This window comes from Kribbella koreensis, from assembly GCF_039525325.1.
Taxonomy (GTDB): Bacteria; Actinomycetota; Actinomycetes; order Propionibacteriales; family Kribbellaceae; genus Kribbella; species Kribbella koreensis.
Map to the genome: position 1 here is coordinate 1 of NZ_BAAAHK010000002.1, position 14,489 is coordinate 14,489.

Sequence of the window (14,489 nt, forward strand, 5' to 3'; positions counted from 1 at the left end):
CCAGCGCCCGGCCCGGCCCAGCCCAGCCCAGCGGCCGGCCCTGCCCGGCCCCAGCCCCTGCCCCTGCCCGGTCCGGCGTCGCGGGGCGCCTGTGCCGCGTAGTACTCGGGGATGACCCCCAGGGGTTGGCCGGGGGTGGATCCGGCTGGTGGGGGAGTGGGTGAGCGGGTGGGGGCACGGTGGGTTTGGTTACCGGTGCGTTCCGTCAGGTGGGACGGGGCGGGTCGCTGCTCGTACGTAGTACGGGAAAGTTCTGGGCTGTGGGTTCCCCCAGGGTGGGGTGGGGCTGGCGCCAGGGTGGAGTCGGTGGCTTCCTGCATGGTGGGCGGTGCCCGGCTTAACGAATGCTGAGACACGTAGCCAGCAGTCGGCGTCGGGCCGGGCTGGGAGGGTGCGTCCAGAGGCGGGCGCAGAGGGGTAGGAACCACCATGTCCACTTCCAGGGGACAACTCACGGTGCGGGCCGCACGCTGGAGTGCCACCCATCCGTGGCGCGCGATCGCCATGTGGGTGGTCGTAGTCGTGGCGTGTTTCGCGCTCGGCAATATGACGGGGACCAAGGAGTCCAGCAACGAGGGCGACATCGGCGAGGTCACCCGCGCCGACAACATCGTCAAGTCCGGCAACTTCCCCGACCACGACATCGAGAGCGTGCTGATCACGCCGCGCTCGGGTCAACTCGACCAGGCGGAGGCCACCAAGGTCGCCGGCGTGGTGACTGAGCGGATGCGCGCCCTCGGTGGGGTCGCGGAGGTCGCCAAGCCCACCTTGTCGCCGAAGAAGGACGCGCTGATCGTCCAGGTCACGCTGAAGGACGGCGACGACGAGAACCGGGTCCAGCCGCTGCTCGACACGACAGCCAAGGTCCAGCAGGACTTCCCGGGCCTGCGGGTCGAGGAGGTCGGTGGCGAGTCCATCGACAAGGCGCTGAACGAGACGCTCGGCAAGGACTTCCAGCGCGCCGAGATCTTCAGCCTGCCGGTGACCCTGATCATCTTGCTGATCGCCTTCGGCGCACTGATCGCCGCCGCCGTGCCGCTGCTGCTCGCACTGTCAGCCGTCGCCGCCGCGATCGGATTAGCCGCAGCCGCATCACAGCTCGTACCAGCGGTCGACGCGGTCAACAGCGTCATCCTGCTGATCGGTATGGCGGTCGGCGTCGACTACTCACTCTTCTACCTGCGCCGCGAACGAGAGGAACGCGCCAAGGGCCGCGGCCACGTCGACGCGGTCGAGATCGCCGCGGCAACCTCCGGGCACGCGGTCGTCGTCTCCGGTACCGCGGTCATCATCTCGATGGCAGGACTCTTCCTCGCCCGCGACGCCGTCTTCTCGTCCTTCGCCGTCGGCTCGATCCTCGTGGTCGCCGTCGCGGTGGTCGGCTCGCTGACCGTGCTCCCGGCGATCCTCGCCAAGCTGGGCCGCTGGGTCGACCGTCCCCGCATCCCGCTGCTGTGGCGCCTGACGGCGAACAAGTCGCAGCCCCGCTTCTGGCCGACCGTGCTCAAGCCGGCCCTGAAGCACCCGGTCGCCACCCTGCTGGTGTCCGTGACCGCGCTGCTCGCGGTGGCCTCGCCTGCGCTCGGTATGACGCTGAAGTTCCCTGGTACGGAGGATCTGCCGCGCGATACCGCGGTGATGAAGGCGTACGACCGGTTGACCGCGGCCTTCCCGAGCACGGGGACCAGCCACGAGGTCGCAGTACGGGCGCCTGCCAACCAGCAGCCTGCGGTGAAGGCCGCGTTCGCCGACCTGATCAAGCGGACGCAGTCGGACAAGGTGTTTGCGCAGGACGGTCTGGAGGAGCCGAAGGTCTCGGCCGATGGTCGGGTGACGGTGTTCGAGGTCGCTACGCCGTACGAGGGTGGCAGCCAGGAGGCGCGTGACTCGCTGACGAAGCTGCGCAAGGAGCTCATGCCGGAAACGTTCGGCAAGGTGCCGGGGGTCGAGTACGCGGTCGGTGGGTTCGTGGCGGCGGATGTCGACTACGCCGCCCACACCCGGGCGAAACTCCCGCTGGTGATCGGCTTCGTCCTGCTGCTCACGATGATCGTGATGATGGTGACCTTCCGCTCGGTCGTCGTCGCCGTCACGGCTATCGGGCTCAACCTGCTCAGTGCGGGTGCGGCGTACGGGGTGGTGACAGCGGTCTTCCAGAACACCTGGGCCGAGGGTCTGCTCGACTTCCGCTCCAACGGAGCAGTCGTCTCGTGGCTCCCACTGTTCCTCTTCGTAGTCCTCTTCGGCCTGTCGATGGACTACCACGTGTTCGTGGTCAGCCGGATCCGCGAGGCGGTACTCCGGGGCGTCCCCACCAAGCAAGCAGTCGCCGAAGGCATCACCGGCTCCGCAGGCGTGGTGACGAGCGCAGCCGCCGTCATGATCGGCGTCTTCGCAGTCTTCGCCACCCTGAGCACCTTGGACATGAAGCAGCTGGGCGTAGGCCTCGCGGTGGCAATCCTCATCGACGCCACCATCATCCGAGCCGTAGTCCTCCCCGCCATCATGACCCTCCTGGGCGACGCCAACTGGTGGGCCCCCAAGTGGCTCCGAGGCCGCCAGCCCAAGCACGCCACCACCCCCACCCCCGAACCCGACCGAGAACTGACCCCAGTCGGCTGACACTCCCAAGCCAAGAGGTCCCGCTCACGAACCCGTGAGCGGGACCTCTTCAGGAGAAGGGGGAGTGGGGAGACAAATGGCCCGGATCGGGGGCAATTTGCTCCCCAGGCTCGGACAAGAACCTCCCCAAACCGGTTGAGCAGGCCGCCTGTGCCCACTGGTTGAGGGGTCAGGTGGTGGGGCGTTGGGCGACGAGGACCAGCGAGGGGACGCCGGCGACGCTTTCGGACAGGCGTAGGTCGGCTACTGGGGAGAGGCCGGCCGACGTGAGGAGTTGCCAGAGCTGTTCGGGTTGCCAGAGATGGGTGGTCCAGGTGACCGGGACTGCGCCGTACGCCTGCGTTCGTACCAGGTCGTCGTCGCCTTGGTGGGTGCCGATGATGAGGTGGCCGGCGGGGACCAGGGCTCGGGCGAAGGAGTTCAGGACCTGGGGGAGGACGTGGCGGGGGAGGTTGAAGAGCGACCACCAGCCGAGGATTCCGCCGAGTGATGAGTCCGCGAGGTTCAGGTCGGTGGCTGAGGCTACGGAGAACTGCCGGCCGGGGTACCGACGGCGGGCATGGTCGATCATCCGGGGCGACAGGTCGACGCCGGAGACGTCGAGGCCGCGGTCAGCCAGGTAGGCGGTCACGTCGCCCGGGCCGCAGCCCACGTCCAGTACCGGGCCGACACCCTGTACTGCGGTTGCGAAGCCGTCGATTGCGGTGCGGAGCCAGGGGTAGGCGGTGATGTCGCCGAGGTTCATCGCGACGTAGTTGTCGGCCACACGGTCGTACGAGGCGCGGACCGTGTCGAGATCGGTAGGTTGCTCGATGCGAGATGCCTTCACGATGCGGGATGCTAGCGCCCCGTAAGCGATGTGGCTCGACGCTATCGGCGCCCAGGCACGCACCTCGCGGCACTTGCCCAGCGCCCACGATGCTCCGCATCGAGGCCACTGCTCAAGCACCACGATGCACGCACCTGGACACCGCTATCGTTCAAGCCACATCGCTTACGGGACACTAGTCATCGGGTCGGACAATTCGAGGAGGCTGGATGTTCGAGCGATGGCGGCGTGGGCCGGGGCTGAGCAAGAAGGATCTCCGGGACCTCAAGCTCCTGCGGGCGTACAACGAGAAGGAAGAGCAGCTCCGGCGGGCGCGGCGTATTCCGCTGGAGGATCTGCCGCCGCTGGTTCGCGAACTGGTCGGGCTCGGGCAGGCGACGTCGTTCCGGGAAGGTACTGCGGGGGACCGCCGGGCCCGCGCGATCGGGGAGATCCTCAACGAGGCCGGCGGTATCGAGGCGATGCGCGACGCGTACGAGCTGGCCGCCGACTGGATCCCGCAGGAAGTCCTCACGCTGCAGAACACCTGGAACAACATCGGCGACTGGCAGTCCTGACCCACCAGTCGCCGCGCAAGACTAGTTGGTGCGCTCCAGGCGGACGGTCAGGCCCTTGGCCACGGGGGTGTTGCTGCCTTTGGCGACGTCGTCGGCCGACATCAGGACGTTGGTTTCGGGATAGTACGCCGCTACGCAGCCGCGCGCGGTCGGATACGAGACCAGCCGGAAACCCGAAGCCCGCCGCTCGACACCCCGGAACTCGCTGACGATGTCGACCCGCTGCCCGTCCTCCAGCCCGAGTTCCGCAAGGTCCGACGGGTTGACGAAGACGACCTCCCGCGTCCCGTGCACACCGCGGTACCGATCCTCCAACCCGTAGATCGTCGTGTTGAACTGGTCGTGACTCCGCATCGTCTGCAACAGCAGCCGCCCCGGCTCAGTAGGCAACCAAGACAACTCGTTGGCGCTGAACTGCGCCCGCGCGTCCGACGTCTTGAAGACCCGCTTGTCCCGTGCCGCGTGCGCGAGCAAGAACCCACCCGTCGCCTGCAACCGCTGCTCGAAGTCCTCGTACCCATCGCAGACCCGCCCGATCCGCTGCCGGATCAAGCTGTAGTCGTCAGCGAAGTCCGCCCACGGAATCTCCCCGATCTCCGGCACCACCAGCGAAGCGATCCCGCAGACGATCGCCACCTCCGACTTCAACTCAGGTGCCGGAGGCAACAAGTTCCCCGTCGACAGGTGCACAGCACCCTGCGAGTCCTCGACCGTCACCGACTGCGGCCCGGCAGGAGTGTGGTCATGATCCGTCCGCCCCAGCGTCGGCAGGATCAACGCCTCCCGTCCGACGATCGTGTGCGACCGATTCAGCTTCGTCGACACGTGCACCGTCAGATCACACCGCCGCAACCCCTCGGCCACGACCTCCGTATCCGGCGTAGCCGAAGCGAAGTTCCCACCCATCGCGAAGAACACCCGCACCGCGCCGTCCCGCAACCGATGCACGGTCTCGGCAGCATCGATCCCGTGCTCCCGCGGCGACGTGAACGAGAACTCGTGATCCAGCCGATCCAGGAACGCGTCCGGCATCTTCTCCCAGATGCCCATCGATCGATCGCCCTGTACGTTCGAATGCCCCCGAACAGGGCAAGGCCCGGCGCCCGGCTTGCCGATATTGCCCTGCAGCAGCAACACGTTCACGATCTCCGTGATCGTGGCGACCGCCTCGCGATGCTGGGTCAGCCCCATCGCCCAGCAGATCACCGTCGCCTTCGACTTGACGAACCGCTGCGTGAACTCCTCGATCTCGGCCCGGGTCAGCCCGGTCGCCTGCTCGACGGCAGCCCAGTCCAGCTCCGAATTGTGCTTCGCATACAACTCGTACCCGCTGGTGTGGCTCTCGATGAACGACTTGTCCAGCACCGTCCCCGGCGCAGCCGCCTCGGCCTCCAGCAGCAAGTGGCCGACGGCAAGGAAGAGCGCCTGGTCGCCACCGATCCGGATCTGCAGGTGCTGGTCGGCCAGCGCCGTCCCCTTGCCCACCCAGCCGGACGGGCGCTGCGGGTTCTTGAAGTTCATCAGCCCCGGCTCGGGCAGCGGGTTCACCGAGACGATGTCGGCGCCCTTCTTCTTCGCGATCTCCAGATGGCTGAGCATCCGCGGCGCGTTGGTACCAGGGTTCTGGCCGACCACGACGATCAGCTCGGCCTCCTCGAGCATGTCCAGCGTCACGGCGCCCTTGCCGCTGCCGATCACCCGCGACAGCGCAGTACCGGAGGATTCGTGGCACATGTTGGAGCAGTCGGGCAGGTTGTTCGTGCCGTACGCCCGTACGAAGGTCTGGTACAGGAAGGCGGCCTCGTTGCTGGTCCGGCCGGACGTGTAGAAGACGGCGTCGTTCGGGTCGACGAGCGCCTTGAGGTGCCGGGCCACCACGTGGAACGCCTCGTCCCAGCCGACCGGCTCGTAGTGGGTCGCGCCGGCCCGCAGCAGCATCGGCTCGGTGATCCGGCCGAGCTTGCCCAGCTCGAACTCGGAGATCTTGCCCAGGTCATCGATCGAGTGCCCGGCGAAGAAGGACCGCGGCACCCGCTTGCGGGTCGCCTCCCAGGCGACCGCCTTGGCGCCGTTCTCGCAGAACTCGGCCGCGTGTTTGCGCTTGCTGTCGGGGTCCGGCCAGGCGCAGGACGGGCAGTCGAAGCCGCGGTCCTGGTTCATCTTGAGGAACACCTTGCCGGTCCGGGCCGCCCCCATCTCCCGCAGCCCGAACTTGAACGACGAGAGCACGGCGGGGACGCCGGCGGCCTTCTTCTTCGGCTGTTCGATGTCGACCATGGGTTCAACTGTAAATCGTCCTATCACCACAAGCAGGTTTGATAGGTCACGGTGTGGCTGGATGGGGTGCGGCACCATGACCGAACCCCGCACTGTGTGAGGTCACCCCATAGTGCGCGGCGGCGCGGATTTCTAGAGTCCTCGGCCATGGAGACCCGTCGAGCCCTCGTCACCGGAGCCGCGTCCGGCATCGGCGCCGCCTGCGTCCACCGGCTGGCCGCGGACGGCGTACAGGTCGTCGCGGTCGACTACGACACCGCAGCGCTCAGCGACCTGGCGGCCGACGGCATCGAGACGATCACGGCCGATCTGACCGAGCTGGACAGCCTCGAACACCTGCCGACCGACATCGACATCCTGGTGAACAGCGCCGGGGTCCAGCAGGTGGCGCCGATCGAGCAGTTCCCGCCGGACCGGTTCGGCTACCTGCTGCGCCTGATGCTGGAGTCCCCGTTCCGCCTGATCCGGCAGACCCTCCCGCACATGTACGGCCGTGGCTGGGGCCGGATCGTCAACATCTCGTCCGTCCACGGCCTCCGCGGCAGCCCGTTCAAGGCGGCGTACGTCGCGGCCAAGCACGGGCTCGAAGGCCTCAGCAAAGTCGTCGCGCTCGAAGGCGCCCCGCACGGCGTCACCAGCAACTGCGTCAATCCGGCGTACGTCCGTACGCCGCTCGTCACCGCCCAACTGGCCGACCAGGCGCTCGTCCACGGCCTGACCGAGGCCGAAGTACTCGACAAGGTCCTGCTCGAGCCGGTCGCCGTGAAGCGCCTGATCGAGCCGGAAGAGGTGGCTGAGCTGGTCGCACTCCTGTGCGGACCCGCCTCGGCCTCGCTCACGGGGAGCTCGCTAGTCCTCGACGGCGGCTGGACCGCCCACTAACAAGGAGCCCGCCCACATGGCAACATCAACAGAACCCACGCGGACCAGGACCCCGATCGCCAGGGTCGTCGGCGCCAGCCTGATCGGCACGACCGTCGAGTGGTACGACTTCTTCCTGTACGGCGTCGCGGCATCCGTCGTCTTCGGCGACCTGTTCTTCCCCAAGGGCGAGCAGCTCACCGGTACGCTGCTGAGCTTCGCCACCTTCGCCGTCGGCTTCTTCGCCCGGCCGATCGGCGGCGTCGTGTTCGGCCACTTCGGTGATCGGCTCGGTCGCAAGAACCTGCTGGTGCTGTCGCTGCTGATGATGGGCATGGCGACGTTCGCGATCGGCCTGCTTCCGACGTACGCGCAGGTGGGTGCGCTGGCGCCGATCCTGCTGACCGTCCTGCGGCTCATCCAGGGCTTCGCGCTCGGCGGCGAGTGGGGTGGAGCGGTACTGATCGTGTCGGAGCACGGTGATCCCAAGCGGCGAGGGTTCTGGTCGTCCTGGCCTCAGGCGGGCGCACCGGCCGGGCAGCTGATCGCCAATGGAGTTCTGGCAGGACTGGCGGCCTTCCAGAGCGACGCGGCGTTCGACAAGTGGGGCTGGCGGATCCCGTTCCTGCTGTCGGCGGTACTGGTCCTGGTCGGACTCTGGGTGCGGCTGCGGATCGAGGAGTCGCCGGTGTTCCGCGAGGCGCGGGCCAAGCAGGAGCCGGCCGACAAGCTGCCGTTCGTCGAGGTGATCACGAACTACCCGCGCGAGGTGCTGACCGCGATGGGCGCGCGGATGGCGGAGAACGTCAGCTACTACATCTTCACCATCGTGATCGCGACGTACGCGAAGGAGCATCTCGGGCTGGGCAAGTCGTTCGCGCTGAACGCCGTGCTGATCGCCGCCGCGGTGCACTTCTGCGCGATCCCGTTGTGGGGCGCGTTGTCGGACCGGGTCGGACGCAAGCCGGTCTATCTGTTCGGCGCGATCGGGGTCGGTGTCTGGGGATTCGTCTTCATCGCGCTGGTCGACACGAAGAACTTCGGTCTCGCGGTCGTCGCGGTCACCATCGGGCTGGTGCTGCACGGCGCGATGTACGGGCCGCAGGCATCCTTCTTCACCGAGCTGTTCGGTACCAGGGTCCGGTACTCCGGGGTCTCGGTCGGCTACCAACTCGCCTCGATCATCGCCGGCGGGCTGGCGCCGTTCATCGCGATCGCGCTGCTGAAGGCGTATGACTCCGGCTTCGCGATCTCGGTGTACGTCGCGGTCTGCGCGGTGATCTCGATCGTCGCGGTGCTCAGCTACGGCGAGACCCGGCAGCGGGATCTCACCACGCTGTGAGCTGCGATGACATGATCCGCTGATGGAGGAGTTGCTGCGACTGCTCGCCGATGACGCGCCAGGAAGCGAGCTAGCGCGGGCGGCCGGGACCAACCAGGCCGCCCGCGATCTCGCGCTCCGGATCCGCGCCGGGATGGACGCGAGCAAGAAGCGCGAGACGGAACTGTCGGCGCTCGTCGACGTCGCCCGCGAGCTCGCCTCCGCCCGCGACCCCGGCGGCGTCCTCGACACGATCGTTCATCGCGCCCGCACGCTGATCGGCACCGACGTCGCGTACCTGACCCTGTACGACGCTGCGCAAGGCGACACCTTCATGCGGGCCACCGACGGGTCCGTCTCGGCCGCCTTCCAGCAACTCCGGCTGCCACTCGGCGCGGGGCTCGGCGGGCTCGTCGCGAAGACCCACAAGCCGTACTGGACAGCCGACTATCCCGGCGACCAACGCTTCAAGCACACGTCCCGGATCGACCACGCGGTCGGCGAGGAGGGGCTGGTCGCGATCTGCGGTACGCCGCTGATCGTCGACGGCGCGTTCGTCGGCGTACTGTTCGCGTCCAACCGCACCCGGCGCCCGTTCAGCCGCGAAGAGGTCTCCCTCCTCGGATCGCTGGCAACCCTGGCCGCGGTCACCCTGGTCCAGGTCCGGGCCACCGCTGAGACCGCCGCCGCGCTGGAGCAACTCTCAGCCGCCCACGCCGGCGCCGAACACGCAGCCGCCGCCCACGACCGCTTCGCCGAAATAGTCCTCTCCGGCGGCGACGTGGACGCCATAGCAGCCGCCCTAGCCGAACTACTGGCTGTATGGGTCGTCCTGGTCGATGCCACCGGCAACGAACTGGCTCGAGCGGGCGAGGTGGCCCCCGAACCCATTGCGGGAGTGGCGGGCGGTCGGCCGATGCCTTGGGCGGAGTCGCCGGCCTCGGGGCGTCTGACACGGACCGGCGACTGCTGGGTGGTGGCCGCTACGGCCAAGGGCGAGCGGCTGGGGGCGCTGGTCATCGGGGGAGTGGACGAGCTGTCCGGCGCCGACCAGCGGATTGTGGAGCGGGCGGCTGTGGTGACAGCGTTGGTACTGCTGTTCCGTCGACAGGCTGCTGAGCAGGCGGAGCGGGCGCAAGCCGACATCCTGGGTGATGCGCTCACCGGCTCGACAGCGTTGGCAGACCGGTTTCGCCTGCTGGGTAAGAAGGAACTGCCCAAGCAGGTAGTCGTCGCAGTGTGCCGCGGCGACCATACCGGAGTACTGGCTCGGCTAGACGCTCCACTGCAGGACAGGCTCACGTTGTCAGGCGCCTACGCAGGCGATCTCGTCATGCTGCTCGACCTGCCCAACGCGACAACAGCGGCCCAACGCCTGGACGACGTAGCCCGGCGTACCGGCGTGACCATCGCAGTGGCCGGTCCAGCGCGGTGGGGCGACCAGTTGGTCAGTGCGCACCAGCAGGCCGGCCGCCTGGTTTCGACCATGCTCAGGCTGCAGAGAACCGCCCAGGCCGCAGCACCGGACGACCTCGGCCTCGCAGGCCTAGTCGGCGCGGCCCACGTCGACGTAGCGACCCACGTGAACCATGTACTGGGCAAGGTCATCGAGTACGACGGACAGCGCGGTACCGACCTCCTCGGCACCCTCCGCGCGTACTTCGCGGCCGGCCAGAGCCCTACCCGCGCCGCAGAGGTCCTGCATGTCCACCCCAACACCGTCCAGCAACGCCTGGACAGAGTGACGGTCCTCCTCGGCCAGGGCTGGCTGGACCCCGACCGCGCCCTGAACATCCAGGTCGCCCTCCACCTCCTGGCAACCCTCCCCGACGCCACGTAATCGCAGTTTTGTCTGTCGGCCATTCGGTCGACAGGCGTAGGACGGATGGCCCACCCGGTCGCCACCTTCTCTGTCACCCGTTCACCCGCTGTAACGGACAAGCCCCTCGCGCCCACTCTTTAGGCGGGAGCAGCGCCGAAGACAGTGACACAGAGTGCTGATCCCGTCCAAACGGCGGGGGGTGTGAGATGGCGGACGGCCGGATCGTCACGGTCTTCGCGGCCAAGGGTGGCTGCGGCAAGACCACGGTGGCGACCAACCTGGCCACGGTCCTGCACGACCGTGGCGCCCGCAGAGTCTGCCTGCTCGACCTCGATCTCGAGTTCGGCGACGCCGCCAGCCTGCTCGGCCTGCGGTCCGAGCGCAGCATGGTCGACGCGCTCCCGGTGGCCGATCAGCTGACCCCGGAGATCGTCGCTGGACTGATGACGAACTACCTCCCCGGGTTCGACTGTCTGCTGGCGCCGACCCGGCCCGGTGACGATCGGCTGATCCCGGCCTCACTGGTGAGCCGCCTGCTCGCCGTCCTTCCACTCAGCTACGACTTCGTCGTCGTGGACACGCCCAGCCGGTTCGGCCCGCATGTCCTGGCGGCGCTCGACGTCGCGGACCACCAGATCCTGGTCACGACGCCGGAGCGGCCCGCGCTGAGGAACCTCCGGGTGACGCTCGACATGCTCGACCTGCTGCCGTACGACCGGACCGCCCGTTCGATCGTGATCAACCGCTCCGACGCCTCGTCGGCCTTGCCGCCCGGACTCCTGGACGAACTGCTCAGAAGCCCGATCGCCGGTCACCTGCCGACCTGGGAGGGCGTCCCCGCCTCGATCAACCGGGGCGAACCACTCACCTCCGCCCAACCCGACCACGCGGTCAGCCAAGCGATCCGGCAACTAGCCGCCGCCGTCCTCCCCAGCGACGGGAGGTGCAGCCGCGATCCGCCGCCCGCGTAGTACACGCCATCGAACTCACTCGAATCCTTTGACAAGAAAGCGAATCATCATGCTCCAGCAACTACGCCAAGCCCGCAAAACCGAATCCGGCTTCACCCTGATCGAACTCCTGATCGTCATCGTCATCCTCGGCGTCCTCTCCGGCATCGTCGTCTTCGCCGTCTCCGGCATCCAGGACCGCGGCAACGCCGCCGCCTGCAAGTCGGACCGCTCGACCGTCGAGGTCGCGGTGGAGGCCTACTACGCCAAGAACACGGCGTATCCAGACGCCGGCGCCGCCGGATATCTGCAGCTGACCACGGCTCCCGACAAGTTCCTGCGCAGCGCCCCGACGGCCACCATGGCGAACGGCGGTTACGTGATCACGCTCGGGGCGAACGGCGTCGTGACCGCCTCCGGTGCCTGCAGCTGATCGATCCACCATAAGCCACTGCCGGGGAGGGCTGACCCCCAAGGGCTTTCCCCGGCAGTGTTCCAACCGCCTCACTGGAGGAATCTCATGAAAGGTCTTGCTCGCGGTAGCCGCGTCGACGTGCTGCTGGAGGAGCTTTGGAACGCCGGCGGCACCGACCTGCTGCTCACCGTGGGCATGCCTCCGCAGATCCGCGTCCACGGCGCACTGCACGCGGTCAACGGCACCACGGCGCTGACCCACGACGACACCGACAACCTGCTGACCGAGCTCTTCACGCCGGCCCAGGCCGATGCCTGGTGCAACAGTTTCGAGCTCGACTTCTCCTTCTCCTGGCGCGACCACGCCCGCATCCGCGGCAACGCGTTCAGCCAGCGCGGCGACAGCACGATCGCGCTCCGGATGATCCCGCGCACCATCCCGACGATGGCCGAGCTCGGCCTGCCGCCGATCCTCGGCCAGTTCGCCAAGCAGCATCAGGGCCTCGTCCTGGTCACCGGCCCGACCGGTTCCGGCAAGTCGACCACGCTCGCCGCCGTGATCAACCAGATCAACACCGACCGTGCCTGCCACATCATCACGATCGAGGACCCGATCGAGTACGTCCACGACCACAAGCGTTCCGCGGTGAACCAGCGCGAGGTCGGCAGTGACACCGCGTCCTTCCCCGACGCGCTCCGCTCGGCTCTCCGCGAGGACCCCGACGTCCTGCTGGTCGGCGAGATGCGTGACCTCGAATCGATCCGCTTCGCGCTCACCATCGCCGAGACCGGCCACCTGGTCTTCGCCACCCTGCACACCAACGACACCGCGCAGTCCCTCGCGCGCATCATCGACGTCTTCCCACCCGAGCAGCAGTCCCAGGTCAGGGTCCAGCTCGCCGCGGCCCTCAGCGGAGTCGTCTACCAGCGCTTGATTCCCCGCGTCGGCGGCGGCCTGATCGCGGCGTACGAGGTGATGGTCGCGAACTCCGCGATCCGCAACCTGATCAAAGAAGGCAAGACGCACCAGCTGCGCAACTCCCTCGTCACCGGCCAGCGCGAAGGCATGCTCACGCTCGAGCAGTCGCTGTCCGGGCTGGTCCAGTCCGGCGCGGTCTCGTACGACGACGCCGCCGCGCGCAGCCTCTATCCCAAGGACATCGAGTCGCGGCCGAGGCTGCGGGCAGGAGTGCCGGCATGAGGCACCGCAAGCGTGACCAGGCCGCGGCCGTCGTCACCCTCACCGCGCGGCCCGACGTCCGTCCGGCCGCGACCCAGGAGGACCTCCAGATCGAGCGCAACCGGGCTCGGCAGATCGCCGAACAGCACGGACTCGCTCAGGTCGACCTCCGCACGGTCACCCCGGATCCCGCGGCAGCGGCGCTGATCGACGAGCAGACCGCCCGCGCGCTCACCGCCGTCCCGCTGACCATCGACGAGGACACCGTCACCGTCGCGGTGGCCGATCCGGAGGTCGAGGCGGATCTGCGGGCAGTGCTCGACGGCAGAGTCGTACTACGGATCGCCGCGCCGACCGACATCCTCACCGCCATCGGCAACAGCTTCCGGGCCCTGACCGGGATCGACTCCCGGCTCAAGATGTTCGAGGCGCGGGACGTGATCCGCAAGGACTCCAGCCGGGTCGAGGTGGCTTCCGCCAACGACGAAGCCCCGGTCGTCCAGGTTGTCCAACTCATCATCACCCAAGCGCTGCGGGACCGGGCCTCCGACGTGCACATCGAACCGCACGACGACCGGGTCCGGATCCGGTTCCGCGTCGACGGCGCCCTGCACGACCAGCTCGAGCTGCCCGGTTCGATCGGCCCCGCGGTGGTCAGCCGGATCAAGATCCTGGCGGACCTCAACATCGTCGAGCGGCGCCGGCCGCAGGACGGCCAGATCAGCATGGACGTCGAAGGCCGCGAGGTCGACATCCGCGTCTCCACGACGGCCGTGGTCGGTGGCGAGAAGGTCGTGCTCCGGCTGCTCGACAAGAGCCGTCCGCTGTTCAAGCTGGAACAGCTCGGGATGCCACCGGAGATGGCCGCGCGCTACTCCAGCCTGCTCAGGTCGCCGTACGGGATGGTGATCTGCGCCGGGCCCACCGGCAGTGGCAAGACCACCACGCTCTACGGCTCGCTGGGCGAGATCAACACCCCCGAGCGCAACATCATGACCATCGAGGACCCGGTCGAGTACACGTTCTCCTCGATCAACCAGATCCAGATCAACGAGTCGGCCGGCATCACCTTCGCCGGCGGCCTGCGGTCGATCCTGCGGCAGGACCCGGACGTGATCCTGGTCGGCGAGGTCCGCGACGTGGAGACCGCGCGAATCGCCGTCCAGTCCGCCCTGACCGGTCACTTCGTGCTCTCCTCGCTGCACGCGACCGACGCGGCGACGGCGCTGCATCGCCTGCTGGACATGGGGATCGAGAACTTCCTGATCGCTTCCTCGATCAGCGCGGTGGTCTCCCAGCGGCTGGTACGCCGGATCTGCCACAACTGCCGCGAGAGCTACCAGCCGCCCGCCGAGGAGCTCGCGTTCCTGGACACCTTCGGCGGTGGCGTCCCGGTCGGCGGGCTGGTCCGCGGAGCAGGCTGCAACTTCTGCGCGCAGACCGGGTTCCTCGAGCGGACCGGGGTCTACGAGCTGATGCCGGTGTCCGACACCATCCGCGAGCTGATCGTCGACCGGGCGTCCCACGACGAGATCCGCAAGGCGGCACGGTACGAGGGCATGCGGACCCTGCAAGAGGAAGCGGTCCGGCTGGTCGGCGCGGGCGTCACCACGGTCGCCGAGGTCGTGCGTTCCATCTACGTGGTCGGGAGCTGAG

The 14,489-nt window shown here is 68.1% G+C and carries 11 protein-coding genes; 9 read left to right on the forward strand and 2 right to left on the reverse strand.

Annotated features, from left to right (window positions below; genetic code table 11):
- Window positions 1–429 precede the first annotated feature (429 nt).
- Window positions 430–2,622: an MMPL family transporter gene (locus tag ABD116_RS02270; protein ID WP_343964244.1), complete on the forward strand. Its 2,193-nt coding sequence runs from the start codon at window positions 430–432 to the stop codon at window positions 2,620–2,622.
- Window positions 2,623–2,791: 169 nt separating this feature from the next.
- On the opposite strand, the gene ABD116_RS02275 is transcribed toward ABD116_RS02270, so the two are convergent.
- Entirely contained in the window at window positions 2,792–3,451 is a 660-nt protein-coding gene (locus ABD116_RS02275; RefSeq protein ID WP_343964246.1) for a class I SAM-dependent DNA methyltransferase, read from the reverse strand.
- A gap of 209 nt (window positions 3,452–3,660) precedes the next feature.
- Between ABD116_RS02275 and ABD116_RS02280 the strand changes: the two genes are divergently transcribed.
- On the forward strand, window positions 3,661–4,008 hold the full coding sequence (locus ABD116_RS02280) for a hypothetical protein (protein ID WP_343964248.1): 348 nt from the start codon (window positions 3,661–3,663) through the stop codon (window positions 4,006–4,008).
- A gap of 21 nt (window positions 4,009–4,029) precedes the next feature.
- Here ABD116_RS02280 and ABD116_RS02285 read toward each other — a convergent pair whose 3' ends face one another.
- On the reverse strand, window positions 4,030–6,285 hold the full coding sequence (locus tag ABD116_RS02285) for an FdhF/YdeP family oxidoreductase (protein WP_343964250.1): 2,256 nt from the start codon (window positions 6,283–6,285) through the stop codon (window positions 4,030–4,032).
- A 147-nt stretch (window positions 6,286–6,432) separates the two neighbouring features.
- Here ABD116_RS02285 and ABD116_RS02290 point away from each other — a divergent pair, with 147 nt between their 5' ends.
- The 7 genes from ABD116_RS02290 (at window position 6,433) to ABD116_RS02320 (ending at window position 14,488) form a co-directional block, all read left to right on the forward strand.
- Entirely contained in the window at window positions 6,433–7,167 is a 735-nt protein-coding gene (locus ABD116_RS02290; protein ID WP_343964252.1) for an SDR family NAD(P)-dependent oxidoreductase, read from the forward strand.
- Between the two features lie 16 nt (window positions 7,168–7,183).
- Complete coding sequence (locus ABD116_RS02295; protein ID WP_343964254.1) at window positions 7,184–8,488, forward strand: MFS transporter; 1,305 nt, start codon at window positions 7,184–7,186, stop codon at window positions 8,486–8,488.
- Window positions 8,489–8,510: 22 nt separating this feature from the next.
- The gene (locus tag ABD116_RS02300) at window positions 8,511–10,307 is read left to right on the forward strand and encodes a helix-turn-helix domain-containing protein (protein ID WP_343964256.1); all 1,797 of its coding nucleotides are present in this window, start codon (window positions 8,511–8,513) and stop codon (window positions 10,305–10,307) included.
- Window positions 10,308–10,495: 188 nt separating this feature from the next.
- Window positions 10,496–11,260 carry a CpaE/TadZ family protein gene (locus tag ABD116_RS02305; protein WP_343964258.1) on the forward strand — a complete coding sequence of 255 codons (765 nt, stop codon included), beginning with the start codon at window positions 10,496–10,498 and terminating at the stop codon, window positions 11,258–11,260.
- A 28-nt stretch (window positions 11,261–11,288) separates the two neighbouring features.
- Window positions 11,289–11,672 (forward strand): type II secretion system protein, encoded by a 384-nt coding sequence (locus tag ABD116_RS02310; protein ID WP_343964260.1) that lies wholly within the window; start codon window positions 11,289–11,291, stop codon window positions 11,670–11,672.
- Between the two features lie 87 nt (window positions 11,673–11,759).
- Window positions 11,760–12,854, forward strand: coding sequence for a type IV pilus twitching motility protein PilT (locus tag ABD116_RS02315; protein ID WP_343964262.1), 1,095 nt, complete (start codon window positions 11,760–11,762; stop codon window positions 12,852–12,854).
- Window positions 12,851–14,488 carry a GspE/PulE family protein gene (locus ABD116_RS02320; protein ID WP_343964264.1) on the forward strand — a complete coding sequence of 546 codons (1,638 nt, stop codon included), beginning with the start codon at window positions 12,851–12,853 and terminating at the stop codon, window positions 14,486–14,488. Before ABD116_RS02315 ends, ABD116_RS02320 begins: the two co-directional genes overlap by 4 nt.
- Window position 14,489 lies beyond the last annotated feature (1 nt).

Coding starts and splice junctions, on each gene's coding strand:
- ABD116_RS02320 (WP_343964264.1), top strand. CDS start 12,851: ATGAGGCACCGCAAGCGTGACCAGGCCGCGGCCGTCGTCACCCTCACC.
- ABD116_RS02270 (WP_343964244.1), top strand. CDS start 430: ATGTCCACTTCCAGGGGACAACTCACGGTGCGGGCCGCACGCTGGAGT.
- ABD116_RS02300 (WP_343964256.1), top strand. CDS start 8,511: ATGGAGGAGTTGCTGCGACTGCTCGCCGATGACGCGCCAGGAAGCGAG.
- ABD116_RS02295 (WP_343964254.1), top strand. CDS start 7,184: ATGGCAACATCAACAGAACCCACGCGGACCAGGACCCCGATCGCCAGG.
- ABD116_RS02285 (WP_343964250.1), bottom strand. CDS start 6,285: ATGGTCGACATCGAACAGCCGAAGAAGAAGGCCGCCGGCGTCCCCGCC.
- ABD116_RS02280 (WP_343964248.1), top strand. CDS start 3,661: ATGTTCGAGCGATGGCGGCGTGGGCCGGGGCTGAGCAAGAAGGATCTC.
- ABD116_RS02305 (WP_343964258.1), top strand. CDS start 10,496: ATGGCGGACGGCCGGATCGTCACGGTCTTCGCGGCCAAGGGTGGCTGC.
- ABD116_RS02315 (WP_343964262.1), top strand. CDS start 11,760: ATGAAAGGTCTTGCTCGCGGTAGCCGCGTCGACGTGCTGCTGGAGGAG.
- ABD116_RS02290 (WP_343964252.1), top strand. CDS start 6,433: ATGGAGACCCGTCGAGCCCTCGTCACCGGAGCCGCGTCCGGCATCGGC.